Origin of the sequence: Glutamicibacter sp. FR1, assembly GCF_047300825.1 — a bacterium.
GTDB classification, from domain to species: Bacteria; Actinomycetota; Actinomycetes; order Actinomycetales; family Micrococcaceae; genus Glutamicibacter; species Glutamicibacter nicotianae.
The window spans coordinates 207,736-232,709 of record NZ_CP178602.1 but is presented as its reverse complement, the minus strand read 5'-3'; the positions used below and the strand labels follow the sequence as shown (position 1 = coordinate 232,709).

Annotated in this window: 25 protein-coding genes; 12 read left to right on the top strand and 13 right to left on the bottom strand. The window is 63.0% G+C overall.

All coding sequences use genetic code 11. The features are described 5' to 3' along the window. The first annotated feature begins 290 nt into the window (after nt 1–290). Nucleotides 291–1,805, top strand: a complete 1,515-nt coding sequence (locus ACLQ8T_RS01210) for a sodium:solute symporter (RefSeq protein ID WP_413455421.1) — start codon at nt 291–293, stop codon at nt 1,803–1,805. Between the two features lie 112 nt (nt 1,806–1,917). Here the strand turns inward: ACLQ8T_RS01210 and ACLQ8T_RS01205 are convergent, their stop codons facing one another. Continuing rightward, a complete protein-coding gene (locus ACLQ8T_RS01205) occupies nt 1,918–3,207 on the bottom strand; it encodes an adenylosuccinate synthase (RefSeq protein ID WP_413455420.1) in 1,290 nt (429 codons plus the stop codon). A 264-nt stretch (nt 3,208–3,471) separates the two neighbouring features. Here ACLQ8T_RS01205 and ACLQ8T_RS01200 point away from each other — a divergent pair, with 264 nt between their 5' ends. Next, on the top strand, nt 3,472–4,269 hold the full coding sequence (locus ACLQ8T_RS01200; protein ID WP_413455419.1) for a MerR family transcriptional regulator: 798 nt from the start codon (nt 3,472–3,474) through the stop codon (nt 4,267–4,269). Here ACLQ8T_RS01200 and ACLQ8T_RS01195 read toward each other — a convergent pair. Beyond that, nucleotides 4,266–5,501, bottom strand: coding sequence for an ROK family transcriptional regulator (locus tag ACLQ8T_RS01195; RefSeq protein ID WP_413455418.1), 1,236 nt, complete (start codon nt 5,499–5,501; stop codon nt 4,266–4,268). The two genes, ACLQ8T_RS01200 and ACLQ8T_RS01195, sit on opposite strands and share 4 nt — an antisense overlap. Nucleotides 5,502–5,631: 130 nt before the next feature. On the opposite strand from ACLQ8T_RS01195, the gene xylA reads away from it, so the two are divergent. Genes xylA through ACLQ8T_RS01175 form a run of 4 tightly spaced genes read left to right on the top strand, consistent with a single transcriptional unit; the run spans nt 5,632 to nt 10,133 of the window. Next, nucleotides 5,632–6,819 (top strand): xylose isomerase, encoded by a 1,188-nt coding sequence (gene xylA, locus ACLQ8T_RS01190; RefSeq protein WP_413455417.1) that lies wholly within the window; start codon nt 5,632–5,634, stop codon nt 6,817–6,819. Between the two features lie 41 nt (nt 6,820–6,860). After that, nucleotides 6,861–8,288, top strand: coding sequence for a xylulokinase (gene xylB / locus ACLQ8T_RS01185; RefSeq protein ID WP_413455416.1), 1,428 nt, complete (start codon nt 6,861–6,863; stop codon nt 8,286–8,288). Between the two features lie 9 nt (nt 8,289–8,297). Then, nucleotides 8,298–9,566 carry an FAD-binding protein gene (locus ACLQ8T_RS01180; protein ID WP_413455415.1) on the top strand — a complete coding sequence of 423 codons (1,269 nt, stop codon included), beginning with the start codon at nt 8,298–8,300 and terminating at the stop codon, nt 9,564–9,566. Between the two features lie 33 nt (nt 9,567–9,599). Then, nucleotides 9,600–10,133, top strand: coding sequence for a TetR/AcrR family transcriptional regulator (locus tag ACLQ8T_RS01175; protein ID WP_413455414.1), 534 nt, complete (start codon nt 9,600–9,602; stop codon nt 10,131–10,133). A 118-nt stretch (nt 10,134–10,251) separates the two neighbouring features. On the opposite strand, the gene ACLQ8T_RS01170 is transcribed toward ACLQ8T_RS01175, so the two are convergent. After that, a complete protein-coding gene (locus tag ACLQ8T_RS01170; protein ID WP_413455413.1) occupies nt 10,252–10,491 on the bottom strand; it encodes a hypothetical protein in 240 nt (79 codons plus the stop codon). Between the two features lie 186 nt (nt 10,492–10,677). Further along, nucleotides 10,678–11,085, bottom strand: coding sequence for a winged helix-turn-helix transcriptional regulator (locus tag ACLQ8T_RS01165; RefSeq protein ID WP_128470770.1), 408 nt, complete (start codon nt 11,083–11,085; stop codon nt 10,678–10,680). Nucleotides 11,086–11,172: 87 nt separating this feature from the next. On the opposite strand from ACLQ8T_RS01165, the gene ACLQ8T_RS01160 reads away from it, so the two are divergent. Next, nucleotides 11,173–11,577, top strand: a complete 405-nt coding sequence (locus tag ACLQ8T_RS01160) for a RidA family protein (protein ID WP_190264420.1) — start codon at nt 11,173–11,175, stop codon at nt 11,575–11,577. Between the two features lie 121 nt (nt 11,578–11,698). On the opposite strand, the gene ACLQ8T_RS01155 is transcribed toward ACLQ8T_RS01160, so the two are convergent. The 3 genes from ACLQ8T_RS01155 to kynU form a co-directional block, all read right to left on the bottom strand. Further along, a complete protein-coding gene (locus ACLQ8T_RS01155) occupies nt 11,699–12,322 on the bottom strand; it encodes a thymidine kinase (RefSeq protein WP_128470772.1) in 624 nt (207 codons plus the stop codon). A 105-nt stretch (nt 12,323–12,427) separates the two neighbouring features. Next, nucleotides 12,428–13,810, bottom strand: a complete 1,383-nt coding sequence (locus ACLQ8T_RS01150; RefSeq protein ID WP_413455412.1) for an amino acid permease — start codon at nt 13,808–13,810, stop codon at nt 12,428–12,430. Nucleotides 13,811–13,933: 123 nt separating this feature from the next. Further along, nucleotides 13,934–15,214, bottom strand: a complete 1,281-nt coding sequence (gene kynU, locus ACLQ8T_RS01145; protein ID WP_413455411.1) for a kynureninase — start codon at nt 15,212–15,214, stop codon at nt 13,934–13,936. Nucleotides 15,215–15,342: 128 nt separating this feature from the next. Here kynU and ACLQ8T_RS01140 point away from each other — a divergent pair, with 128 nt between their 5' ends. From ACLQ8T_RS01140 to ACLQ8T_RS01125, 4 genes are all read left to right on the top strand, one after another. After that, nucleotides 15,343–15,828: an Lrp/AsnC family transcriptional regulator gene (locus tag ACLQ8T_RS01140; RefSeq protein ID WP_413455410.1), complete on the top strand. Its 486-nt coding sequence runs from the start codon at nt 15,343–15,345 to the stop codon at nt 15,826–15,828. Between the two features lie 71 nt (nt 15,829–15,899). After that, nucleotides 15,900–16,331: a hypothetical protein gene (locus ACLQ8T_RS01135; protein WP_413455409.1), complete on the top strand. Its 432-nt coding sequence runs from the start codon at nt 15,900–15,902 to the stop codon at nt 16,329–16,331. Then, nucleotides 16,324–17,772, top strand: coding sequence for a sensor histidine kinase (locus ACLQ8T_RS01130; RefSeq protein ID WP_413455408.1), 1,449 nt, complete (start codon nt 16,324–16,326; stop codon nt 17,770–17,772). The genes ACLQ8T_RS01135 and ACLQ8T_RS01130 overlap by 8 nt, the downstream gene beginning before the upstream one ends. Continuing rightward, nucleotides 17,769–18,437: a response regulator transcription factor gene (locus tag ACLQ8T_RS01125; RefSeq protein WP_413455407.1), complete on the top strand. Its 669-nt coding sequence runs from the start codon at nt 17,769–17,771 to the stop codon at nt 18,435–18,437. Before ACLQ8T_RS01130 ends, ACLQ8T_RS01125 begins: the two co-directional genes overlap by 4 nt. A gap of 18 nt (nt 18,438–18,455) precedes the next feature. Here ACLQ8T_RS01125 and ACLQ8T_RS01120 read toward each other — a convergent pair whose 3' ends face one another. From ACLQ8T_RS01120 to ACLQ8T_RS01095, 6 genes are all read right to left on the bottom strand, one after another. Further along, nucleotides 18,456–19,274 (bottom strand): polyphosphate polymerase domain-containing protein, encoded by an 819-nt coding sequence (locus ACLQ8T_RS01120; RefSeq protein WP_413456360.1) that lies wholly within the window; start codon nt 19,272–19,274, stop codon nt 18,456–18,458. Next, nucleotides 19,274–19,942: a DUF4956 domain-containing protein gene (locus ACLQ8T_RS01115; RefSeq protein ID WP_204720041.1), complete on the bottom strand. Its 669-nt coding sequence runs from the start codon at nt 19,940–19,942 to the stop codon at nt 19,274–19,276. The genes ACLQ8T_RS01120 and ACLQ8T_RS01115 overlap by 1 nt, the downstream gene beginning before the upstream one ends. A 243-nt stretch (nt 19,943–20,185) precedes the next feature. Further along, the gene (locus tag ACLQ8T_RS01110) at nt 20,186–20,602 is read right to left on the bottom strand and encodes a DUF3151 domain-containing protein (protein ID WP_413455406.1); all 417 of its coding nucleotides are present in this window, start codon (nt 20,600–20,602) and stop codon (nt 20,186–20,188) included. 2 nt (nt 20,603–20,604) lie between these two features. Continuing rightward, nucleotides 20,605–21,627, bottom strand: coding sequence for a class II fructose-bisphosphate aldolase (gene fbaA / locus ACLQ8T_RS01105; protein WP_413455405.1), 1,023 nt, complete (start codon nt 21,625–21,627; stop codon nt 20,605–20,607). A gap of 196 nt (nt 21,628–21,823) precedes the next feature. Further along, entirely contained in the window at nt 21,824–23,110 is a 1,287-nt protein-coding gene (locus tag ACLQ8T_RS01100) for a peptidoglycan DD-metalloendopeptidase family protein (RefSeq protein ID WP_413455404.1), read from the bottom strand. Between the two features lie 222 nt (nt 23,111–23,332). Further along, entirely contained in the window at nt 23,333–23,989 is a 657-nt protein-coding gene (locus ACLQ8T_RS01095) for a TrmH family RNA methyltransferase (RefSeq protein WP_128470782.1), read from the bottom strand. A gap of 200 nt (nt 23,990–24,189) precedes the next feature. Between ACLQ8T_RS01095 and ACLQ8T_RS01090 the strand changes: the two genes are divergently transcribed. Further along, a complete protein-coding gene (locus tag ACLQ8T_RS01090) occupies nt 24,190–24,972 on the top strand; it encodes an HAD-IIA family hydrolase (RefSeq protein ID WP_239543551.1) in 783 nt (260 codons plus the stop codon). Nucleotides 24,973–24,974 lie beyond the last annotated feature (2 nt).

The following is a 24,974-nucleotide window of genomic DNA, read 5'->3' as shown; positions in this document are numbered from 1 at the left end:
CGCTGCGTCAACCTGAAACAGTACTAAACAAGCTGCGACTGCACACATTGCCGATCGAATGCTACGCATATGTGACACGATGCCGTACGTGAAGCATATTTCGACGCAAAATGTCTAGAAAGTTTCACTGGATGGAACAGTTTGATTCATCACATTACAGCCGGCGTGAGCCGTGTGGTAGGCAATAATTGCCAATTTCATTGATCGGCGACTTAAGCGCGAGTAGCCTATCATGCAACAAAAGTTTACTTACGGTAAGCGCTGCATGCGCCCGGACAACGAGGTTCTCCATGGAATTCATCAACGGCGCAATTGTCGCCGCCTACCTGGCCGCAATGCTGGCCTTTGGCTGGTGGGGCAAGTCCCGCACCAAGAACAGCAGCGACTACCTGGTGGCCGGCCGCCGCCTCGGTCCCTTCCTTTATACCGGAACCATGGCCGCAGTGGTGCTTGGGGGCGCCTCCACCGTGGGCGGCGTTGGCCTGGGCTACAAATGGGGCATTTCAGGCATGTGGCTCGTGGTCGCCATCGGCGCCGGCGTGATCCTGCTGTCGCTCGCGTTCGCCCCGACACTGCAGAGGCTCAAGGTCTTTACCGTTTCGCAAATGCTCTCCCTGCGCTACGGAAGCCAGACAGCTACCAACACCTCAGGTATCGTCATGCTGGCCTACACGCTGATGCTCTGCGCCACCTCCACCAGCGCCTACGCCACCATCTTCGTGGTGCTCTTCGGCTGGGAGAAATGGCTGGCCATCGCCATCGGCGGCGCCATTGTGGTCGTCTACTCGACCATCGGCGGCATGTGGTCCATTACCCTGGCCGACCAGGTGCAGTTCATCATCAAGACCATCGGCATCTTCGCCCTGATGCTGCCATTCTCCATGCATGCCGCCGGCGGCCTGGACGGCATCCGCGAACGCATCGGTGCAGAATTCTTCGACATCACCGGCATCGGGCTGCAGTCCATCATCACCTACTTCGTGGTCTACACCCTGGGCCTGCTGATCGGCCAGGACATCTGGCAGCGCGTGTTCACCGCGAAGACCCCGAAGGTCGCCCGCTGGGGCGGCACCACCGCCGGGATCTACTGCATCATCTACGGCATCGCCGGCGCGCTCATCGGCATGGCGGCCAAGGTCGCCCTGCCGGATATCGCCGGGGCGGCAGAGAACAAGGACGTGGTCTACGCCGAGGTCGCCACCCAGCTGCTGCCGGTAGCTGTGGGCGGATTGGTCATGGCCGCCGCCGTGGCCGCGATGATGTCCACCGCGTCGGGCGCGCTGATTGCAGCGGCTACCGTGGCCCGCACCGACGTGACCCCATTCGTCGCCAGCTGGTTCGGAAAGAATATCCAGGTGAACACCGATGTGAACCCGGAGCACGACGTGCGTGCGAACCGCATTTGGGTGCTGGTGCTCGGCATCGTCACGGTGACCCTGGCGATCCTCGTCGACGACGTGGTCGCCGCGCTGACCATCGCCTACGACATCCTGGTCGGAGGCCTGCTGGTGGCCATCATCGGCGGCCTGCTGTGGAAGCGCGGCAACGGCGCGGGCGCAACTGCGTCCATGGCCGTGGGCACCGTGGTCACGCTGGGCACCATGATCATCTTGGAGATCCAAGCTGAGAACAAGTTCGATGGCGTCTACGCCAACGAACCGATCTACTACGGCCTGATCGCCTCCGCGGCGACCTTTGCCGTGGTCTCCGCTGTCACCAAGGCAACCGATTCCAAGGTGCTCACCCAGTGGAACTTGCGGGTCTCGGGCAAATCCAAGGAAGAAGGCGTCAGCGTCGAACCGTAGCCGCTCCGCTGGCGGAAGGCTCTCCTCTGGGCACCGGTACTCCGCTTGTGACAGGTATGAGGAAACCCCCAGCAGAATGCTCCTACTGGGGGTTTCCTCGTAACTGTCGGAACTAGTCGTTGATCAGATCGTGGCGCACGATGGTCTGGTCGCGGTCAGGACCCACGCCGATTGCGGAGATCCGGGTGCCGCTGATCTTCTCCAGGGCCAGGATGTAGTTGCGGGCGTTTTCCGGCAGGTCTTCCAGGGTCTTGGCCCCGGAGATGTCCTCGGTCCAGCCCGGGAAGTACTCGAAGATCGGCTTCGCATGGTGGAACTCGGTCTGGGTCATCGGCATCTCGTCGTGGCGCACGCCATCCACGTCGTAGGCCACGCAGACCGGGATCTGCTCGATGTTGGTGAGCACATCGAGCTTGGTCACGAAGTAGTCGGTGAAGCCGTTCACGCGCGAAGCGTGGCGAGCCAGAACCGCGTCGTACCAGCCGCAGCGACGTGGGCGGCCGGTGTTCACACCGAACTCGCCGCCGGTCTTCTGCAGGTAGATGCCCATGTCGTCGAACAGCTCGGTGGGGAACGGACCGGCACCCACGCGGGTGGTGTAGGCCTTGATGATGCCGATCGAACGGGTGATGCGGGTCGGGCCGATGCCCGAGCCCACCGACGCGCCGCCAGCAGTTGGGTTGGATGAGGTCACGAATGGGTAGGTGCCGTGGTCCACGTCCAGGAAGGTTGCCTGGCCGCCTTCCATCAGTACAACCTTGTCCTCATCCAGAGCCTTGTTCAGCTCATAGGTGGAGTCGATGACCAGTGGGCGCAGGCGCTCGGCGTAGGACAGGAAGTACGAGACGATTTCCTCGACCTCGACGCTGCGGCGGTTGTAGATCTTGACCAGCAGCTCGTTCTTCTGGCGCAGCGCGCCTTCGACCTTCTGGCGCAGGATCGATTCGTCGAAGACGTCCTGCACGCGGATGCCCAGGCGTCCGACCTTGTCCATGTAGGCCGGGCCGATGCCGCGGCCGGTGGTGCCGATGGCCCGCTTGCCTAAGAATCGTTCGGTGACCTTGTCCATGGTCTGGTGGTACGGGGCCACCAGGTGGGCGTTGGCCGAAACGCGCAGCTTGGAGGTATCGGCGCCGCGGGATTCCAGGCCGTCGATCTCTTCGAAGAGGGCCTCAAGGTTCACCACGCAGCCATTGCCGATAATCGGAGTGGCGTTCGGCGAAAGGATGCCGGCTGGAAGGAGCTTGAGCTCGTACTTCTCGCCGCCCACGACCACGGTGTGCCCGGCGTTGTTGCCGCCGTTCGGCTTAACTACGTAGTCGACCTTGCCACCGAGCAGGTCGGTAGCTTTTCCTTTGCCTTCATCGCCCCATTGGGCTCCGACGATCACGATTGCTGGCATGGGATCCTCCCCCTTGCTTATAAGCAGCGGTTGCGGCGTGCTTAGCGCCGTCCCGGCACGGTGCCGGGCAAAAAATATGCCCCTGTCCTGCTCACTGAAACCCGGAGGTCCGTTGCAAGAGTTAGGGGCTCTTACGACCAAAGTTTACCGAAACGATTAGCGAATCTCGAGCTGTGCGTCACCGAGCCGGTGCGATTCATGGATATCCGCGGCTTTTTCAAGCAAACTTGACCCTGACACTGTGTAAGGGCGGAGAACTGAAGCATGTTATCCATCGGCGCGTTTGCGCAAATCGGCCAGGTGACCCACCGCATGCTGCGGCACTGGGATGCCGCCGGGGTGCTCAAACCCGCCCACGTGGACCCGTTCAGCGGCTACCGTTCCTACGACCCCTCCCAGCTGCAGCGCTTGCACCAGATCGTTGCGCTGCGCGAACTGGGCTTCGGTCTGGAGGAGGTTTCCTCGATCCTTGATCGGGGAGCCACCGCGGAAGAGATTGCTGGGCACCTGCGGCACCGTGCTGCGCAGGTCGAGGCCGAACACCGGCTCGCCACGCAGCGGCTTCAGGATGTGCAACGGCGTCTGCGCTTGATCTCGAAGGAGAAATTCATGTCACGCATTGAAATCATCCATAAGCCGCTGCCTGCGGTGCGCTTGGCCGCCGGCCGCTTCACTGTGGCCGAGCAGCCCCAGATCGCCGGGCTGATCGGTGGAGTGTTCGACCGTGTCGCCCAGGCGCTGTCTGGGCAGAGCCTGGCGACGCCAATTGCGCAGTACACCGGCAGCGAGTCCGGAATGGAGGTCATTGCCGGGTATGCCAGCACGGCTGACACCGTCGACGGCGCCGAAATCATCGAGCTGCCCGCGGTTCCCGAGGCCATCTGCGGAATGCATCTGGGGGCCATGGACAGCATCCACGAAAGCTGGCAGGCGGTGCACGACGAGGTGCTGGTCCGCGGGCTGGTGCCCTCCGGGCCGTGCCGCGAAGTGTATCTGCGGGCCGCGTCGGAAGACCAGGCCGATTGGGTGACCGAGCTGCAGCAGCCGGTCAGCGCCCCCTAGGCCACCAGCTGATGTGGGGCTTCGAGCAGGTCCCCGACCACGCTTCGCGCCGCGCCGGCCAACGCGCCGGCCTGCCCCAGCGGCGAGCACGCCAGCTTGGCTTCGCTGGCGATGCCCGGCGCGTGGGCCTGCAATGCCTCATGGACCGCCGGCAGCAGCCACCGTTCCAGGGCGGCGAAATGCCCGCCGAACACCACGGTGGAGATATCGAACAGGCGCAGCGTGGAAGCCAGGGCGATGCCCACCGCGGTTCCGGCTTCGGCCACCGCGCGCAGCGCTTTTTCTTCTCCCGCCTCCAGGGCCCGGTAGAAATTGCCGATGCGCTGCTGGCGCGAGAGGCCGTGCGTGGAATCGGCCGATTCGGCGGCCGCCAGGATTGCTTCCTGGCCGGCCACGGTTTCCAGGCAGCCCTGTCCGCCGCAGCTGCAGGGATTGCCTCCCGGCTGGATCACCACGTGGCCCAGTTCGCCCGCGTGGCTCTGCGGTCCGGTGAAGAGTTGCGCGTCGATGACCACGCCGCCGCCGATGCCCACTTCGCCGGAAACGAACAGGAAGTCCCGCTGGTCCGGTTCCATCAGCTGCAGCTGCGCCAGCGCGGAGGCATTGGCCTCATTGAACAGGCGGACGCGGGTCTTCGGCTCGGCCAGCAGCTTCGCGGCATCCAGCACCTGATCCGCCCAGCCCAGGTTCGGGGCCTGGAGCACCATGAATTTTTCCTCGTCCACCAGGCCCGGCACGGCGAGCGCCCCGCCCAGGATCTCAAGTCCCTGGGCCGTGGCTGCCTGCTGCATCTCGGCACTCAGCTCGCCGAGGTCAGCCATGACCCGCTCGGTGGTGGCTGTGCCGTTGGCGCGGGCGACGATCCGGTGATCCAGCAATTTCCCGGACAGGTCGACCAACCCGGCGGAGATGTAGTCGACATTGATTTCCATGCCGATCACGCAACGTGCCGGGTTCAGCACCAGCCCCACCGAGGGCCTGCCGCGTTCACCGTCGCGGTGCACCCCGATTTCGATGACCAGGCCGGTTTCCAGCAGATCCGCAACCAGGCTGGATACCGAGGCCTTGGTGAGCTTGCTGCGGGCCGCGATATCGGCGCGGGACAGGCGCTGGCCGCTGGCTGCACCTGCAATCACCGCAAGCACCCTGGCCAGGTTCGCCTTGCGGACATCCCCCACGCTGCCCGGCGCCGTGGACGGCGCAGGCTGGGTTTTGGCTGTTGTCGTGCGCATGCCTGCTCCTAGGAAATTGGCGACCGGACTGATGTTCTTCGCTATTGACTCTAGCGCATGGCCACCCATATAGTTCAGGACATAAACTAAATGGTGGAAGCCACCCCACCCCGATCCAAGGATGCATCCCATGACCCTTCAGCCAACCGCCGCCGACCGCTTCACTTTTGGATTGTGGACCGTGGGATGGGCCGGCGCCGACCCCTTCGGCGTCGCCACCCGCGAGAACCTGGACCCGGTGGAAGCCGTCCACAAGCTGGCCGAGCTCGGCGCCTACGGCATCACCTTCCACGACAACGACCTGGTTCCCTTCGACGCCACCGAGGCGGAACGTGAACAGATCCTGGCAGGCTTCCGCACGGCGCTGGAGGAAACCGGGTTGAAGGTCCCGATGGTGACCACCAACCTGTTCAGCCACCCGGTGTTCAAGGACGGCGGCTTCACCTCCAACGACCGCTCGATCCGCCGCTTCGCGCTGGCCAAGGTGCTGCACAACATCGATCTGGCGGCCGAAATGGGCGCCGAGACCTTCGTCATGTGGGGCGGCCGCGAAGGCTCCGAGTACGACGGCTCCAAGGATCTGGCAGCGGCGCTGGACCGCATGCGCGAAGGCGTGGACACCGCTGCCGGCTACATCAAGGAAAAAGGCTACAACCTGCGCATCGCGCTGGAGCCAAAGCCGAATGAGCCGCGCGGCGACATCTTCCTGCCCACCGTGGGCCACGGCCTGGCCTTCATCGGGCAACTGGAACACGGCGACATTGTCGGGCTGAACCCGGAAACCGGACATGAGCAGATGGCCGGCCTGAACTTCACCCACGGCATCGCCCAGGCGCTATGGGCCGGCAAGCTGTTCCACATCGACCTCAACGGCCAGCGCGGCATCAAGTACGACCAGGACCTGGTCTTCGGCCACGGCGACCTGGCCAGCGCCTTCTTCACCGTGGACCTGCTGGAAAACGGCTTCCCGAACGGCGGGCCTACGTACGATGGCCCCCGCCACTTCGACTACAAGCCATCGCGCACCGACGGCTACGACGGTGTGTGGGACTCGGCCAAGGCCAACATGTCCATGTACCTGATGCTCAAGGAACGCGCCGCCGCCTTCCGCGCGGATCCCGAGGTGCAGGAGGCCATGAAATTCTCGGGCGTGTTCGAGCTGGGCGAAAGCACCCTGGGCGCCGGCGAGAGTGCGCAGCAGTTGATGGCCGATGCGGCAAGTTTCGACGGATTCGACGCCAACGCCGCAGCGCAGCGCAACTTCGCGTTCATCCGCCTGAACCAGCTGGCCATCGAGCACCTGCTGGGCGCCCGCTAGACCGCTCACACCCGCCCACAGCAGAAAGCAGCCAAAGAACCATGACGCTCGTAGCCGGCATCGATTCCTCCACCCAGTCCTGCAAGGTGGTGATCCGCGACGCCGCCACCGGCAGGCTGGTCCGCTCCGGCCGGGCCGCGCACCCCGAGGGTACCGAAGTGGATCCGGAAGCCTGGTTCAGCGCATTGCAGGAAGCGATCGCCCAGGCAGGAGGCCTGGATGACGTGGACGCCGTCTCGGTGAGCGGGCAGCAGCATGGCATGGTGGTGCTCGACGCCGACGGCGCGGTGATCCGCCCGGCGCTGCTGTGGAACGACAGGCGCAGCGCGCAGGCGGCCAGCCAGATCATCGCCGAGGCCGGCCAGGGCGATGCCGCCGCGGGCGCCAAGTACTGGGCGCAGCGCACCGGCACCGTCCCGGTCCCCTCGATCACGCTGGCCAAGCTGCGCTGGCTGAAGGATCATGAACCTGCGAACGCGGCCAAGGTCGCGGCCATCTGCCTGCCGCACGACTGGCTGTCCTGGCGCCTGGCCGGCTACGGCCCGGGCTCCGGGGCGGTCGGCCTGGCCGCACTGCGCACCGACCGCTCGGATGCCTCGGGCACCGGCTACTACCGCGCCGCCGACAACTCCTATGACCTCGAAGCGCTCGAGCAGCACCTGGGCCATGTCCCGCTGCTGCCGCAGGTGGCGGGCCCGCTGGAATCCATCGGCCGCACCGCCTCCGGAGCGCTCATCGGACCGGGCGCCGGCGACAACGCCGCGGCCGGCCTGGGCGTCGGCGCCCAGGTGGGCGACGTGGTCATTTCTTTGGGCACTTCCGGCACCGTATTCGCGGTCGCCGATTCACCCGCGGCCGATGCCTCCGGCCTGGTGGCAGGCTTCGCCGACGCCACCGGCAACTACCTGCCATTGGTATGCACCTTGAACGCCACCCGCATCTTCGATGCCACCGCCGGCCTGCTGCAGGTCAGCCTCGAGGAATTCAATGACCTGGCGCTGTCCGCCGCCCCGGGCTGCGATGGCCTGGTGCTGCTGCCCTACTTCGACGGCGAGCGCACCCCGAACCTGCCAGAGGCCACCGGCTCGCTGCATGGCATCACCCGGGCCAACTACACTCCCGCAAACCTGGCCCGCAGCGCGGTGGAAGCCGTGGTCTGCTCCCTGGCCGACGGGCTGCGCGCACTTGAAGCGCAGGGAGTGCAGGCCCAGCGCATCATCCTTGCCGGCGGCGGCGCGCAATCCCGCGCGGTCCAGCAGATCGCCGCCCAGATCCTCGGCCTGACCATCCTGCTGCCTGCCCTGGGCGAATACGTGGCCGATGGTGCGGCGCGCCAAGCGGCCGGCGTGCTGGCCGGGGAATTCCCCGACTGGGCCCAGGACACTGCCGAGCTTCCGGCGATGGAACCTGCCCCGCAAATTCTCGAACGCTACCGCGCACTGGCTTCCAGCCAGTGGCTCGATAAGTAAGGATTAGCCGTGGAACTGCGCAACAAGGAACTGAACTGGGCCGGAAATCTTGAATACCGGGCCACGCAACTGCTGCATCCCGCCAGCTTCGAGCAGCTGCAGGAGTTTGTTCGCGCAGCCAAGGCCGTGAAGGTCCTGGGCTCCCGCCATTCCTTCAATGGCATCGCCGATACCGGCGAAACCATGATCACCCTGGCCAAGATGCCGGAAGCCATCGAGATTGATGAGCTGGCCATGGCCGCGCGCGTCAGCGCCGGCACCACCTACGGCGCCCTGGCCGATGCACTGCAACGCGCCGGCTACGCCCTGCACAATCTCGCCTCCCTGCCGCATATCTCGGTTGCCGGCGCAGTATCCACCGGAACCCACGGTTCGGGCGAAACCCATGGCAACCTCGCCACCGCCGTGCGCGCAGTGGAACTGGTGCTGGCCGACGGCTCGCAACTGAGCATGCAGCGCGGCGACGAGGATTTCAATGGCATCGTCGTCGGCCTGGGCGCGCTGGGCGTGCTGACCCACCTCACCTTGGATATCGTGCCTAGCTTCGAGGTGCAGCAGACCGTCTACCAGGATCTGTCCTGGGACAAAGTGCTCGACGGCTTCGACACCATCCAGGCTTCGGCCTTCAGCGTCAGCCTGTTCACTGACTGGAGCGGCGAGCAGGTGGGCCAGACCTGGCTCAAGCGCCGCGTCGGCGATGCGCTGGTAGAGCATATTGACCAGGGCCGGTTCGGCGGGTTCCCGGCGACCGCTGCGCTGCACCCGCTGCCCGGCGCCGATGGCGGGATCTGTAGCATCCAGTTGGGCCAGGCGGGTTCATGGTCGGATCGCTTGGCGCATTTCCGCATGGACTTCACCCCCAGCGCCGGCGATGAATTGCAGACCGAATACCTGGTCCCGCGCGAGCACGCGGTAGAAGCGATCCAGGCTATCCGCAGCCTTTCCCCCGCCATCACTCCCCTGCTACTGGTCTCGGAAGTGCGCACCATTGCCGCCGATGACCTGTGGCTCAGTGGAAACTACGGCCGTGACGGCATCGCTCTGCACTTCACCTGGAAGCCCCGGCAGGAGGCTGTCGAGGCGCTCCTACCGCGGATCGAGGAAGCGCTGGCTCCCTTTGCGGCACGCCCGCACTGGGGCAAGCTCTTCGCAGCCACCTCTACGCAGCTGGCCGGGCTGTATCCGAAGTTCAACGACTTCATTGCATTGGCGCAGCGCCTGGATCCGTCCGGCAAGTTCCGCAACGACTTCCTGGACCGCACGGTGTTTGGAGCCTAAGCGCGCACAGGCGTTGCGACTAGACTTGTCACCATGGCATTGACTCAGTTAACGGTCGTGGACACCGCGGTCGGCATCCTGCAACAGTTCGGGTTGGCTGATTTGTCGATGCGCCGATTGGCCAAGGAACTCGATGTCCAGGTCGGTGCGCTCTACTGGCATGTGAAGAATAAGCAGGAGCTGCTGGCGCAGGTTGCCGCCCAGCTGCTGAATACCCCTGCGCTGTCGGTGGATGCCGAGGACTACAATTCCCCATCCGAGGCGATCCTTCAGCTGGCGCGCAAGCTCTACCTCGCGTTGCTGCCGATTCAGGACAGCCCCGAGGTCATCGAGGTCGCCACCGCAATGCAGGCCACCGAGCTCCAGCCGGTGTTGCAGCTTCGCACCCTGCTGGAAGCAGCAGGGCTGCCTGCCGAAAACGCCCGCCATGGACAGCAGCTTTTGCTGAACCACGTGCTCGGCTCGGTCGCCTACCGCCAGAACCTAGTGCAGCTCGATGTCGACGCACCCCTGGCTGATGGCTTCGACTGGGGGCTGCAGCGGGCCGTTGCCGGCCTCATCGGCTAACGCCTCGCGCCGGGAATTCCCAGCTCTGCCAACTCCCGCGCGCTAGCGGTCAATTCTCGAACTTCCTTTTTGGCCAAGGCAGCTTCCGGGTTATCGCTCAGGACCGAGACGTCCTCAATCAAACTTGCCAGGTAGTTCTTCGCTTCCTGCACCGAGTCGACAAGCAGCTGGGCTTGTCGAGCACCCGAGCGGCAGCGATCCATTCCTGCGCGAAGTCCCAGTACGGTTGGGCGTCCTGCGTGATCCGGTGGTGGTCGAGCTCTTCGACCAGCATGCCAGGGTCGTGGAGCACTGCCATGGCAACAGCTTCGGCTGCACGCCCTTTCTCGATCGCACCATGCATCAATTCCTTGTTCACGACTCGCTCCAGGAATCTCTGGTATTTGCCTGCGGCCGCAAGCAGGCGATTCCTTCCGCAATGGGTTTTGCGCCCTCTAGCTGTCCGGCATGAATCGGTGTCGATGAATATTCGAATCCGTGGCCTTCGGTACCGCGCCTTCGGGAGACCCCGATGCGCCGGAAGCAGGGCCAGCGGGATGAATCCTCATTCTGGAGGTTCTTCCTGGAATGAGCCATCGCCGTTCTGTTCTTCGAGCTGGTCGTATCGTTCCCGCGCTTGTTCGATATCGGGCATATGGCTCACTGTCCAGTCGAGGAGCGCATCGATCGGTGCGCGCATGGTCTTGCCAATCGGCGCAACACGGTACTCGACTGCTACCGGACGGGAGCGCAATACCCTGCGGTCGATGACGCCATTTCGCTCCAGTCGGCGCAGCGTATTGGTCAAGGACTTCTGGCTGACTCCCGGAACGGCTCGCCGCAGCTCGTTGAATCGCTTGGGCGATTCGCAAAGCTGGCTCAAGACATGCAAAGACCACTTGTCCAAGACCTGGTCGAGCAGTTCGCGGTGGGAAGCCGATATGCCCAGCGGCGATTCGGAGGTTTCTTCCATTGCACCTAGTTTCGTTGCAGTTGCTTTTGTAGACCAAGTATAAGTTTTATACCTGCAGAAAGCAGCGAACTGCTGAAGGAGAATTCCATGCCAGTGAATTATTCAAGCCCCGCCGGAATGCTCCCCGGAACTCCCTACCACCACGTAGCGGTGGGATCCGGCACGCGGCATATCCACATCGCGGGACAGGTAGCGCACATGCCCGACGGCTCCAGGATCCCCGACGATTTGGCTGGCCAGGTGGCGCAGGCGCTACGCAACGTTTCCGCAGGCTTGAACTCGGCAGGGGCGGAGTTCCAAGACGTCGTCAGGCTGACCGTATACGTAACCGACTGGGAAACCAGCAAAATATCGGAGTTCATGCAAGGAGTCGAATCCGTCGCGGAGGAAATCGGGTTGCAGCTTCCAATGCCGCCTGCATCGTTGATCGCCGTGGCCCAACTGTACGAGCCAGCAGTTCTCGTGGAGATCGAAGCTACAGCGATACTCTGACCCGCAGCGAAAACGCCGAATGGGCCGCGGCCAGCGCCTTACCCGGCTGGCCTCCACTGGGTGGACCGGCCGCCGGCGGCTATCGGCCGGCGCGAGGCTTCCGGTCCGAAAGGCTACCGAGCTAGCTCAGCTTGCCGCCGGAGGCTTCCAGATAGCAGGCAGCGCACAGCGACTCGTACCAGACCTCTTCGCCGTCGATCGCAACTTGGTCCCCATCAAAGACAATCGTCTCCCCCGAGCGGCGGGTATTGAACATGGCCTTGCGCCCGCAACGGCAAATGGTCTTCAGCTCTTCAAGGGAGTGCGCCAGTTCCATCAAGCGCGCCGAGCCAGGGAAGGCACGGGTACGGAAATCAGTGCGGATGCCGTAGGCAAGCACCGGGACATCATCGAGCACGGCAATGCGCAGCAGGTCATCGACCTGGGCTCGGGAGAGGAACTGCGCTTCATCCACCAGCAGGCAGGCCACCGGCGGCGCATCCACATGCGGCAGTAAGGCATCAGGGTCATCACCCAGGGAGTGGGCCGCGAACTTCTCGCGCAGGTTTTCCTCCGGGCCCACGCTGAAGTCGACCTCGCGTTCGATTCCGAGCCGGGAAACGATGGAGCTCTCGCCCTTGGTGTCGATCCCGGGCTTGGCCAGCAGGATGCGCTGGCCGCGTTCCTCGTAGTTGAAGGCAGCCTGCAGCAAACTCGTGGATTTGCCCGAGTTCATCGCTCCGTAGCGGAAATACAGCTTGGCCACCATTGCTCCTCGATAGTTTCGGCTCCTGCCAACTGGCACGCCCTTTAAGATCTTAGTGCCCGTGCAGCCGTTCACCCCTGGAACAGCACGCGGCAGCCAGCTCCGCTACTTCGCCGCCGGCTGCTTCTTGCCGGCGAAGACCAGCTTGTAGAGCACCGACATCACGATCACGAACGGCACTCCGAAGATCAGCGTGTACTTGAATTCCGGCACGAAGAACGAGGTCACCAGCAGGCTGGCCAGCAGCACCGCGCCGAGCATCGAAGCGGCCGGGTAGCCCGGCAGCTTGAATTCCAGGGCGGCCTTCTCCAGGCGCACCCTGCGGCGGAAGGACACATGGGTCAGCAGGATCATCAACCACGTGGCCAATGCGCCGAAGGTGGCCAGCGACATCATGATGCCGAAGCCCCCTTCCGGCACCATCGCATACACCCCGGCCGCCACTGCGATGCCGCCTGCTGACATCCACACCGCATGCACCGGTGCGCCCGCGCGGTTGGTCCGGTGCGCCAGGCGCGGCGCGTGGCCGGAATCGGCCAGCGAGTGCAGCATCCGCGTTGCCGCGTACAGCTGGGCGTTCATCGCCGAGAGCGCTGCGATGATGAGCACGAAGTTCAGCACCGAGTCGGCGAACGGGATGCCGATCTGCGACATCACAGTGACAAATGGCGAACCCCCGGCCAGCAGTTCGCTGGTTGGGGCCACCGCGAGGATCAGGGCCATGGTGAACACGTAGAAGAGCAGCAATCGCAGGAAGGAGACCTTGAAGGCCTTGCGCACCGCGAGCTTCGGGTTCTTCGCCTCGGCGGCGGCAATGGAGATCGCCTCGACGCCCATGTAGGAGAAGATCGCTACGATGACAGCGCTCCACATGCCGAACGGGCCGTTGGCGAAGAAGCCGCCCTCGGCCGAATAGTTATGGAACCCGAACTGGTCGCGGGAGTCGTGGAAGACCAGCCAGAGGGCGATGATGATGAACGCGATCACCGCGAAGACCTTGATCGCGGAGAACCAGTATTCGGTGGTTCCGAAGATCTTCACGCTGCAGAAGTTCACCCCCAAAAGCGCGGCCGAGAATACCAGGACCCACACCAGCCCGGGGATTTCAGGGAACCAGTACTGCATGTACTCGCCCACGGCGCTGACTTCGGTGCCCACCGCGAAGATCAGCGCCGACCAGTACAGGTACTTGGTCAGGTATCCGGCAAACCGTCCCAGATAGCGTTCGGCATAGACGCCGAAGGAACCTGCCACCGGCTGCTTGACGGTCGTTTCAGCCAAGGCGCCCATGACAAGCAAGGCGACGACGCCGCCAATGAGGTAGCTGATGATCACCGAAGGGCCGGCCATGGCGATGGCGAGCTTGCTGCCGGCAAAAAGGCCGGTACCGATGGCGCTGCCCAGCGCGATCATAGACATCTGCCCAGGAGTCAGCGACTTGTTCAAACCCGAACCGACTTCAGTGGCGCGTACCGGCTGCTTGCCCAACAATGCTCCCTTTAGACCTATGCGAACAGCACGGCATCGAAAATGCCGTGCTGTTCTCAAGGTTACTCTCGCGCGGATTCGCTGGCTTCGGGGCACGATGGTCCCAAAGCGGCGGAATTTGCGTCATGTCACGGCATTACGCACGGCGTACTCTTCGCGCTGCCACGCATTGGTGTGCAGAATTTCACGCAGTTTCTCTACCGCATCCCAGATATCGGTGCGCGCCAGGTACAGCGGGGTGATGCCAAAGCGCAGCACTTCCGGTTCGCGGTAGTCTCCGATGACGCCCTGGTCAATGAGGGCTGCGATGATTTCGTAACCATGCTCATGGCGGAAGCTGACGTGGCTGCCGCGGGCCGCATGCTCGCGCGGGGTCACCAGTTCCAGTCCGTAGCCGGCGCAACGGGTTTCCACCAGCTTGATGAACAGGTCAACCAGCTCCAAGGAGTTGGCGCGCACCTTGCCCATGTCAGCTTCCAGGGCAATATCCAGGCCGACTTCAACCATTGCCAGCGAGGTGACCGGCTGGGTGCCGCACATGAAGCGGCGGATGTCGTTGGCTGGGGTGTAGCTATCGGCCATCTCGAAGGGCGACTTGTGCGACCACCAGCCGGAGAGAGGCTGCCAGAAGCGTTCATGGTGGCGGGCATTGACCCAGATGAACGCCGGGGAGCCCGGGCCGCCATTGAGGTATTTGTAGGTGCAGCCCACGGCGTAGTCGGCATCTGCCGCATTCAGGTCGATCGGCACGGCCCCCGCAGCATGGGCCAAGTCCCAGACCACCAGGGCACCCGAGGCGTGGATGGCCGCGGTGACTTGGTCCATGTCCCACATGGATCCTGTGCGGTAGTTCACGTGCGACAGGGCCACCACAGCCACGGTTTCGTCCAGTGCGGCACGCAGCTGCGCCTCGGAGTCGATGAGCTTCACTTCATAGGCGACGCCGGTTTCCTGCGAGAGCGAGTTGACCAGATCGGCCAGACCCTGCGCGATATAGATGTCGGTTGGGAAGTTATCGCGTTCGGTGAGAATCACCCGGCGCTGCGGGGCATCGGCCTTCTGCGTGCGCAGTGCCGAGGCCAGGGCCTTGAACAGGTTCAGCGTGGTGGTGTCGGTGATCGCGGTTTCGCCGGGGTTCGCGCCCAGCAGGCGCCCCAGCTTGTCGCCGAGCTTCAGCGGCATCTCGAACCAGCCGGCGGTGTTCCAGGAACGGATCAGGCCCTGGCCCCATTCTTCGGTGACTACCTGGGCGGCCCGTTCGGCTGCTCCCTTGGGCAGCGCACCCAGGGAATTGCCGTCGAGGTAGATGAAGCCTTCCGGGAGGTTGAAGCGGTCGCCGAACGCCACCAGCGGGTCTGCCGCGTCCAACTGTGCAAGCGACTGGCGGGTCAGTGGGGTGGTCATTGGATCTCCTGTTCGGCCACGATCAAGGATGGAAAACTTCCAGTTCTCCATGATGAATCCATCGTAGAATCAGATTCGATACTGTGCGAGTAGAACTGAAGTTTTTAGAAGAATCGAGTTGATCAGCCGTGCCAGGTTCATTATGGACGGTTCAAGGCGACGCCCTGCCGAATCCTGTTCGTGTCGACGAAACGGACTTGTCCATCCTTGCTGAGCTGAGCCAGGATGCGCGGATCGCCAACAATGTCCTGGCCGCAAAGGTCGGACTGGCACCCTCCACCTGCCTGGGCCGGGTCAAGGCCCTCTCCAAGGCCGGAGTGATCACCGGCTACCACGCTGCGATCAATGAGCGGCTGCTCGGCGTTGCCGTCAACGCCATGATCTCCGTCGTGGTCTCCTCCACTGCCCGGGACCGCCTGCTGTCGTCGGCGCATCAGCTCAAGGAGCTCGCCGAGGTCAAGGAAGTCTTCGTACTCGGCGGGTCTCCGGATTTGCTGGTGCGGGTGTCGACCCGGAGCATCGAAGATTTGCGGACATTCGTGGCCACGCACTTGGGGTCCAACCGCGCGTTCGCTTCCACCCAGACGGTCATCATCTTCGAGCATTTGGCCTAGCACCGGGAAGCCTTCGTCATCTAACGGCATCTCTCATCTGGATCTCATTTATTTCAGCCACAATGAAAAACATGGGAAAGGAAGCTTTGCGCCGTGTCTTTGCGACGATCGCTGTCGTGGTAGTCGTATGCCTGGGCGCGTTCGGAATCAGCCAAGCCTTGGAAGGCCCGGCGGACCAAGACCTCGGTGAAGGGTTCATCTTCGAAGAAGCCACCCCTGCTCCGACCAGCAGCACCCCCAACGGCCCATCCTCCTCGCCTTCCGCTTCTGCGGCCGAATCCCCGAAGCCGTCGTCCAGCCCGAGCAGCTCGAAAAAGCCCGAGCCTTCGGAGAAACCCAAGCCGAGCGCTACTCGCAAGCCGGAACCGAAACCTGCTCCGCCACCCCCGCCGAAGAAGACCGTCGTCCCATTGCCTCCATCCGGCAACCAGTACGACGACGATGACGACGATGACGACGATGACGATTACGAAGAAGCCGACGACGACGGTGACGATGACTAGCCCACCCGAACGCCGGTGGTCCATCCGGGCCCGGGTGCTGACAGGCATGATGCTGCTCGTGGGTCTGGCTCTGCTGGTGGCGGGCACCGCAAGCTTTGCCGTGCAGCGCCACGAACTGAATCAACGCCTCGACGAGTCGTTGACTCGCACCGTCAAGGAATTCAAGGTCCTCACCGAAACCGGTGTCGACCCGCGGACCATGGAGCGCTTCAAGCACGCAGAGGACCTGCTGTACATCGCCATGCAGCGCACCCTGCCGTCCCCGAAGCAGGGCATGCTCGCACTGGTTGGCAACGAGGTGCGCTGGACCGCACCGGATATCGTCAACACCCGGCTGGAAGATGATCCGGAGTTCCTCGAATGGGCCAGGACCGTCCAGGATGCCAACCATATCCGCCTGGGAACTGTAGACACGGACATCACTACCTATCGCGCAGTGGTCGTTCCGGTCAGCCTTCCTGCCGACCATGAACACGGCGCCTTCGTGCTGGCCTACGACTACTCGGCCGAGGCCATCGCCAACGACCGCAACTTAATGATCTACGCCGCCGTCGGCGGCTCGGTCATGCTCGTCGCCGCGCTGGCCGCCTGGCTGGTGGTGGGACGGATGCTCGACCCGATTCGCCGCCTGCAAACCACAGCGCAGCAGATTTCCGAGACCGATGTCTCCCAGCGCATCGAGGTTTCCGGAAATGACGAGTTCGCCGAACTGACCGTCACCGTCAACGAGATGCTGGACCGCTTGGAAGGCGCGATGAGCTCGCAGCGCCAGCTGCTCGATGATGTCGGGCACGAATTGCGCACGCCGGTGACGATCATCAACGGGCATCTCGAACTGTTGGACCCCAGCGATCCAGAAGATGTCGCGCAGAGCCGCGATATCGCCATCGACGAGCTCGGGCGCATGTCCTTGCTGATCAACGACCTGGTGACCCTGGCGAAATCCAACCGCATGGACTTCCTCCAGGTTGAGCCGACGGAAGTCGGCAAGCTGCTGGACGACATCCTCGACAAGGCCCGCGGCCTGGGACCGCGCCAGTGGCGCGTCGACTACCGCACCGAAGCCACCGTGTCGCTCGACCCGGTCCGGACCACCCAGGCCATGCTGCAGCTGTGCGCCAATGCGGTGAAGTTCTCGGCCGAGGGCAGCCGCATCGGCTTGGGCAACGAGATTGTCCGTGATGGCCAGGGCAACACCACCTTGCGCTGGTGGGTTTCCGATGCGGGCGTGGGCATCCAGGCCGAAGATCTTGAACGCATCTTCGAGCGCTTTGGACGTGGCCAGAACTCTGTGCGTTCCTCCGGTTCCGGCCTGGGGCTGAACATCGTGCAGGCCATCGCTGAAACCCACGGCGGACGAGTGTGGGTGAATTCGGAGCATGGCAAGGGATCCACGTTCTACATAGACATGCCGTTGTCGACTGGAAGCAAGGAAGCATGAGCCAGATACTGATTATTGAAGATGAGCCGCGCATCAGTTCGTTCGTTGCCAAGGGGCTGCGTGCCGCGGGACTGACCTCATCCATCGCGGAAACCGGGCATGACGGTTTCAGCCAGGCCATAGAAGGCGACCATGAGCTGATCATCCTCGATCTGGGCCTGCCCGATGAGGACGGATTCTCGGTGCTGCGCCGCCTGCGCGGCGCGCAGATCGATACGCCGGTAATCATCCTGACCGCGCGCGGCAGCGTAGAAGACACGGTCGCCGGCCTGCAGAACGGCGCCGATGACTACATGGCCAAGCCGTTCCACTTCGACGAGCTGCTGGCCCGCGTGCGCTTGCGCCTGCGCTCGGAGGACAATGCCCCCGAGGTGTCCTCGCTGGCCCACGAGAACCTGCATATGGATTTGCTGCGCCGCCGCGTGATGGTCGATGAACGCGAGGTCGACCTGTCCGCGCGCGAGTTCGCGCTGGCCGAAGCGTTCTTGCGCAACCCCGGCCAGGTGCTCAGCCGAGAGCAGCTGCTGTCCCGGGTCTGGGGGTACGACTTCGATCCCGGATCCAACGTGGTGGACGTGTATGTCCGCTACCTGCGCAACAAGCTCGGCACTGAACGCTTTGAGACGGTCCGTGGATTCGGCTACCGTCTCGCCTCGGAGCGGTAGCCGAATCCGCTGATGGCCCTAGCGCAGCGTCGGATCCGGGACGAAGCTCTGCTGCAGCAGCCTGCTCCAGCGGTTGGCCGGCAGCCGCGGGTTCAGCAGCGCAATACCGATGCAGTACTTGGACATCGACACCTCGCGGATGCCCAGCTCTGCCAGGGCCTGGTCCGAAACGCCGCGGCCGTCGGCTGACTTGGTTTCCACGACAATCAGGTCCGGCCCGTCGACTTTCGCCTCGCCATGGGCGTATTCCAGCTCGACGTCGCAGGTCAGCCGTTCACCATCGATCGGGTTCACGAACGTAGCGCGGCGGTAGGCGCTGTCCAGGACCGGCTGCAATTGGGGTGCTTCCTGCCCGTACTCGCTGCGCAGCACCGATTCGAGGAATTCCAGGTTTTCCTCGGTCAGTTCGCCAGCGGTGTCCAAGTCCTGCTCTACGCGGTGCTTCACCGTGGCGCCACGCAGCCCCTTGGTCTTGATCTCGAACATCGACAGCCCGGTGTCCGCATAGGTTCGCGAGCGCACCTTGTAGCGCCGGCGCCGGCCCTGGCGGTGGGCGCGGTACTGGTCGTAGTCCTCGGTGTCGAAATACACCGATTCGTAGCGGAAGGTGCGGCGGCCGTCGATCTGCATGATCTTGAACTGGTCGCCCAAGCGCTCGGATAGCGCGGTGAATTCCTCCGGGGTCAGCAGGAACTTCTTGTCCACGCGGGTCTGCAGCGCGGCTTCGGAGATCACATCTTCGAGGCTGATTGACTCCCGGCCGATGACGGCTGCCTCCAGAGCGACCCTGGCTTGGGAGGAGGCGAGGTCCACACGCTTGTCGGCAAGGGCAGTCATCAGGACCACGACCCCTGCTTCGCTCCGTTCTGCGTGGCCGGGGCGGTCTGGCTGTTGGCCAGTTCATAGGTGCCGGAGAAGCTCTCGGAGGCGCTGGCCTTGGACGCAGGCTTGCTGCCGGCGGCGTTGGTGCGGAAGCGGACATCGACGATGGTCAGGTCGCGCACCATGTCCAGCTCGACAACCACGGTTCGCAGCACCTTGGCATCCAGCAGTTCTTCAAGCGCGGCCTGCATGTCGGCCTTCTTCGGGTAGGCGCGTTCCAGGGTCACGGTCTGGCGTTCGGTGCGCGGGGCGAAGCTCGGGTGGTCGGCAAGGAACATCACCAGAACCAGGGCCGCGGTCGCTGCCGGAGCCAGCCATGCAGGTTCCGGGTGCAGGCCGTTGACCAAGCCGATGGCCAGCGAGATGAAGTAGTAGGCCACTTCTTCCTGGGTCAGGGTGTCCGACCGAAGACGGATGATCGAGAGGATGCCGAAGAGGCCGAGGCCCAGTCCCATGCCCGCACCGCTGCCCGAGAGCAGCAAGGTGACTGCGAAGATGCCCATGCTCAAGGCGATGTAGGCCAGCACGAGGTCGCGGCGGAAGTGGCGGCGGAAGTATACGAAGTACACGAGAACCGTAATGCCGATGATGTTGGAGCCCAGTCCCATCCAGAATGACAACATTGCTCTCCCTTTCGAAGACGTGAGGTGATGATCTCTTCGAAATGAACTCTAGGTGAACTAGATGAGTCCAAAAGTAGAACAACATGAGAACGCCCTCATGTTTCTTAATGAGTCACGACCTGACGGTTTGCTGTTTGTTGAACGAGAGGACGAGACCTTCACAGGGTTGGAAGCCTGCGTTAAATACCGCTCGGCGGCTCTTCTCCTTGCGGGAAGAGCCGCCGAGCGGTGTTGCGGAATTGGCTACTTGCCGGCTTCGATTTCAGCCTTGGCGGTAGCATCCGAGTCGTTCAGGAACTTGCCGATGCGCTCGACTTCCTCGGTCTCGCCGATGGCGGCAGCCGCCCGGCCCAGCGCGTACAGCGAGCGCAGGAAGCCGCGGTTCGGCTCGTGGCGCCAAGGCACTGGGCCCTGTCCGCGCCAGCCGGCCTTGCGCAGCGAGTCCAGGCCGCGGTGGTAGCCCACGCGTGCGAACGCATAGGACTCCACGATGCGGCCTTCGTTATGCGCTTCGTTGGCAAGCAGTGCCCAAGCCAGTGACGAGGCAGGGAATTTTGCCGCCAAGTCCGTGGCTTCGTCCCCGGCTTCGTGGCGTGCCAGCACTGCGGTTTCTTCCGGAAGCAAGGTTTCCGGGATTCCCAGCAGGTTTTCTCCGACCATGATTACTTCAGCGACTTTCCGGCCGAGCCGAGCTGCTGGGCAGCTTCGACGATGCGTGCGGCCATGGATTCCTCAGCCTTGGCGCCCCAGACGCGTGGGTCATAGATCTTCTTGTTGCCAACTTCGCCGTCGACCTTCAGCACGCCGTCGTAGTTGGAGAACATGTGGCCGGCCACTGGGCGGGTGAAGGCGTACTGGGTATCGGTATCGATATTCATCTTGATTACGCCGAAGGAGACCGCATCGGCGATTTCCTGCTCCGAGGAGCCCGAGCCGCCGTGGAACACCAGGTCGAATGGGTTGTCCTTGCCGATCTTGGCGCCGACCTGTGCCTGGATGTCCTTCAGGATCTCAGGGCGCAGCTTCACGTTGCCCGGCTTGTACACGCCGTGCACGTTGCCGAAGGTCAGCGCGGTGATGTAGCGGCCCTTCTCGCCGGAGCCCAGGGCCTCAATGGTGGCCAGAGCGTCTTCGACTGTGGTGTAGAGCTTGTCGTTAATGGCGTTTTCCACGCCGTCTTCCTCGCCGCCCACGGTGCCGATCTCGACCTCGAGGATCTGCTTGGCGGCATGGGTGCGCGGCAGCAGTTCTGCGGCAATGCGCAGGTTCTCTTCGAGGGTTTCAGCCGAACCATCCCACATGTGGGAGTTGAAGAATGGATCGCGGCCTGCGGCAACTTCGGCTTCCGAAGCGGCCAGCAGCGGCAGCACGAAACCCTCCAGCTTGTCGGCTGGGCAGTGGTCGGTGTGCAGCGCGATGTTCACGCCGTAGTTCTTGGCAACCTGGCGGGCGAAGGCCGCGAAGCCCAGCGAGCCGGCAACCATGTCCTTGATGGACGCACCCGACCAGTATGCGGCGCCGCCGGTGGAGACCTGGATGATGCCGTCGGATTCAGCCTCTGCGAAACCGCGGATTGCGGCGTTCAAAGTCTGCGAGCTGGTCACGTTCACTGCTGGGAAGGCGTAGCCGCCTGCCTTGGCAGCATCGATCATTGCATTGTACTTATCGGGGGTTGCGATAGGCATGCTTCACTCCTGGTGATTAGCGAGGTTACGCGTCTCCATTGACGGCGGTTCGCCATCCATCCTATCGGCTATGGCACTGGCTGAGTCCTAAATCTCAGATCATGACACGGGGATTTCCGAGGTTTACGGCAAAGCGAACGGCCAACCCAGACGAGAACTAGTCTCATGACGGTTGGCCGTTGGCTTATTGCGTTCTTTATTCGTTTGTTGCGCTCTGGGAACTGCTTCCCGATGGAGCCACCTGCGTGGTGCCAGTTGTGCTTGGAGCTGGCGCCGAGCTCGTGGACGCATTCGGAGTTTCGCTTCCGGTTGACGTCGACTTCGAGGAATCCGCTTCAGTCTCAGGAGCTGGATTCGTTGGGGAATCCGTAACTGCTTCGTCCTTGGACTTCGTTGGGGTTTCGTCGACCGGCGTTTCCTCAGTGGGTGCAGGAGAAGCCGGGGCAGGCGCCGTTGGCGAGCTCTCGTCCGGGCTCGTCGAACCCTCTGGGCTCTGCGACTCGCTGGGACTTGTCGACTCGTCCGGGCTCTTGGAGCTATCCGGGCTTTCCGAACCGTCAGGGCTCTGCGAGCCAACTGGCGACTGCGAACCGCTTGGGGATTCGCTCTCGCTTGGCGACGGGCGCTTCGTTTCCGATGGGGTCGGTTTCGGCCGAGGAATGACTGGAGTATCGTCCTCGGGAACGATCACATCTGGATCCGGGCCGCTTGGAGCGCGATCTGGCGTCTGGGAGCCGTTGCCCTTCGGAGCGGTGCCGGCGTTGACCGTCAGGCGCTGCGAATTAATCATTGCCTGGCGCTGTCCAGGAATGGTTGGCAGGTAGTTGCGCGGATCGTGCCAACGGCCATCGATGATGACCTCGAAGTGCACATGGCAACCGGTCGAGTTGCCGGTAGTGCCAGCTAAGGCAATCAGCTCCCCCTGTTCGACCCGCTGCCCCACCTTGGCAATCAACTTTGAATTGTGGCTGTAGCCAGTCTGGACATTGCTGCCGTGATCAATGGTCACACGCATGCCTGAGTGGCCTGCCCATGAGGATACGGTGACCGTTCCAGCCTCGGAAGCGTAAACGGGCGAGCCGCAGGCAATCGGGTAGTCCTGGCCGATGTGGATCTGGTTGCCCGGACCGGTTGGGTTGGCACGCCAGCCGTAGGGGCTGGAAATCTTGCGCGTCTTGACCGGGTGCATCAGCTGCAGGTCACCGGGCAGCTTGCCCAGTTCACCGACCATGCCGGCGAGCAATGCGGAGGATTCGTTGTCATCGCCGGATGCTTCGGATTCAGCATCAGCGCCATCGATCATGCCCACTGGACGTCCGTCAATTGCCAGTTCCTTGCCGGAACCGCCGAAGGCGTTCAGTGGAGCGTCGGCGCTGACATAGACGGGCCCGTTGAACATCGACGGATCAGCGACAGCATCTATGCCTACGGGGATATTTCCCTGCCTGGCATCTCCGACCTGCGCCATGATTGGGATCGCCAAGGCTCCTGTCAGCCCGAGCGCAGCGACTATAGAAGTCGACCATATAACCAATGGTTTCCTGCGTCGCGGCAAACCCGGCAACAACAAGTCGTGGTTCACTTGATGACGTCGTTTCACGACCGCCCTCTCCCAGATCACGTTTTCATAACCAAAATCTAGCGTAGGCCGAAAATGGTAACTAATCCAGATGCTCGACTAAACTCGCCAGTATTAAATTTCCAGTTACCCTACTTTTTGCCCGAACACGTGCCTGCGCACCCATGCGTGCATGGCAATCCCGGCGGCGGAAGCCGCATTGATTGAACGAGTCGACCCGAACTGCTCGATGGACAAGGTGTCCTTGGCTGCGGCATGGACTTCCGGGCTGAGTCCGGGACCTTCTTGCCCGAAGACCAGCACGCAGTTCTTCGGAAGATCGTAGGTTTCCAATGGAACGGAATCCGGGAAGATATCGATGCCCAGAATGGTCAGCCCTTCACCTTCGGCCCAGGCAACGAACTCCTCCACCGTTGCATGGTGGCGTACATGCTGGTAACGATCCGTGACCATGGCGCCTCGCCGATTCCAGCGGCGGCGGCCGATGATATGGACTTCCTTGGCCAAGAAGGCATTAGCGCTGCGCACCACAGTGCCGATGTTCATATCGTGCTGCCAGTTTTCAATCGCGATATGGAAATCGTGGCGGCGTTCGTCAAGATCAGCAATGATGGCGTCCATCTTCCAGTAGCGGTATTTGTCCGCGACGTTGCGCCGGTCGCCCTCGGCAAGCAGCTGAGGATCGTATCTTCCGTCGGTAGGCAGCTCCCCTTCCCAGGGGCCCACACCGATGACATGCTGCGCACCGGGATCATTCACTGGTTCATGCGTTTCTTCGTTCACAGCATTAAGCCTAGTTCGTTATGTTCGTGCCCTTGTTCACGGCGCATTTGCGTGAGCCTGTGTAATCTCTTAATAGATACGGGATACTTTCAGTGCCGATAGCTCCCACCACATACTTTCTTAGGGAGGATCCACGCCTCGTGACAACTTCAATCCGCGGTACACGTACCGTCCACGACATCAAATGCTGGCTCACCGACATGGACGGCGTATTGGTGCACGAGAACCAGGCCATCAAGGGCGCCGCCGAGCTGCTGGGCTACTGGCGCAAAAACAACCTGCGCTTCCTGGTGCTGACCAACAACTCCATCTTCACCCCGCGCGATTTGCGCGCCCGCTTGCTGGCCTCGGGCCTGGACGTCCCGGAGGAGAACATCTGGACCTCCGCGATGGCCACCGCCGAGTTCCTGGCTCGCCAGCGTCCAGGTGGCCGCACCTTCGTCATCGGCGAAGCCGGCCTGACCACCGCACTGCACGACGCAGGTTTCATCATGACCGATCAGAACCCTGACTACGTGGTTCTGGGCGAAACCCGCACTTACTCTTTTGAAGCCATCACCAAGGCCATCCGGCTGATCGAAGGCGGGGCGAAGTTCATCGCCACGAATCCGGACGCCACCGGCCCCTCCACCGAGGGCATCATGCCGGCCACCGGCGCCATCGCGGCCCTGATCTCGCGTGCAACCAACCGCGACCCGTACGTGGTGGGCAAGCCGAACCCGATGATGTTCCGCTCCGCCTTGAACCGGATCGATGCGCACTCGGAGACCACCGCGATGATCGGCGACCGCATGGACACCGATATCGTTGCGGGCATGGAAGCCGGACTCCTGACGGCATTGGTGTACACCGGCATCACCACCCGGGAAGACATGGATACCTTCCCGTTCCGCCCGGACCTTCAGTTCCCTTCCGTGGCGAACCTGCATGCCGAACTCGCCAAGGACTCCGCAGCATCGGAAGCGTCCGCTTCCAAGAAGTAGCA

Bases quoted from the DNA above. Each gene is read 5' to 3' on its own strand.
- ACLQ8T_RS01210 (WP_413455421.1), top strand. From the start codon at position 291: ATGGAATTCATCAACGGCGCAATTGTCGCCGCCTACCTGGCCGCAATG.
- ACLQ8T_RS01205 (WP_413455420.1), bottom strand. From the start codon at position 3,207: ATGCCAGCAATCGTGATCGTCGGAGCCCAATGGGGCGATGAAGGCAAA.
- ACLQ8T_RS01200 (WP_413455419.1), top strand. From the start codon at position 3,472: ATGTTATCCATCGGCGCGTTTGCGCAAATCGGCCAGGTGACCCACCGC.
- ACLQ8T_RS01195 (WP_413455418.1), bottom strand. From the start codon at position 5,501: ATGCGCACGACAACAGCCAAAACCCAGCCTGCGCCGTCCACGGCGCCG.
- xylA (WP_413455417.1), top strand. From the start codon at position 5,632: ATGACCCTTCAGCCAACCGCCGCCGACCGCTTCACTTTTGGATTGTGG.
- xylB (WP_413455416.1), top strand. From the start codon at position 6,861: ATGACGCTCGTAGCCGGCATCGATTCCTCCACCCAGTCCTGCAAGGTG.
- ACLQ8T_RS01175 (WP_413455414.1), top strand. From the start codon at position 9,600: ATGGCATTGACTCAGTTAACGGTCGTGGACACCGCGGTCGGCATCCTG.
- ACLQ8T_RS01165 (WP_128470770.1), bottom strand. From the start codon at position 11,085: ATGGAAGAAACCTCCGAATCGCCGCTGGGCATATCGGCTTCCCACCGC.
- ACLQ8T_RS01160 (WP_190264420.1), top strand. From the start codon at position 11,173: ATGCCAGTGAATTATTCAAGCCCCGCCGGAATGCTCCCCGGAACTCCC.
- kynU (WP_413455411.1), bottom strand. From the start codon at position 15,214: ATGACCACCCCACTGACCCGCCAGTCGCTTGCACAGTTGGACGCGGCA.
- ACLQ8T_RS01135 (WP_413455409.1), top strand. From the start codon at position 15,900: ATGGGAAAGGAAGCTTTGCGCCGTGTCTTTGCGACGATCGCTGTCGTG.
- ACLQ8T_RS01130 (WP_413455408.1), top strand. From the start codon at position 16,324: ATGACTAGCCCACCCGAACGCCGGTGGTCCATCCGGGCCCGGGTGCTG.
- ACLQ8T_RS01125 (WP_413455407.1), top strand. From the start codon at position 17,769: ATGAGCCAGATACTGATTATTGAAGATGAGCCGCGCATCAGTTCGTTC.
- ACLQ8T_RS01120 (WP_413456360.1), bottom strand. From the start codon at position 19,274: ATGACTGCCCTTGCCGACAAGCGTGTGGACCTCGCCTCCTCCCAAGCC.
- ACLQ8T_RS01115 (WP_204720041.1), bottom strand. From the start codon at position 19,942: ATGTTGTCATTCTGGATGGGACTGGGCTCCAACATCATCGGCATTACG.
- ACLQ8T_RS01110 (WP_413455406.1), bottom strand. From the start codon at position 20,602: ATGGTCGGAGAAAACCTGCTGGGAATCCCGGAAACCTTGCTTCCGGAA.
- fbaA (WP_413455405.1), bottom strand. From the start codon at position 21,627: ATGCCTATCGCAACCCCCGATAAGTACAATGCAATGATCGATGCTGCC.
- ACLQ8T_RS01090 (WP_239543551.1), top strand. From the start codon at position 24,190: ATGGACGGCGTATTGGTGCACGAGAACCAGGCCATCAAGGGCGCCGCC.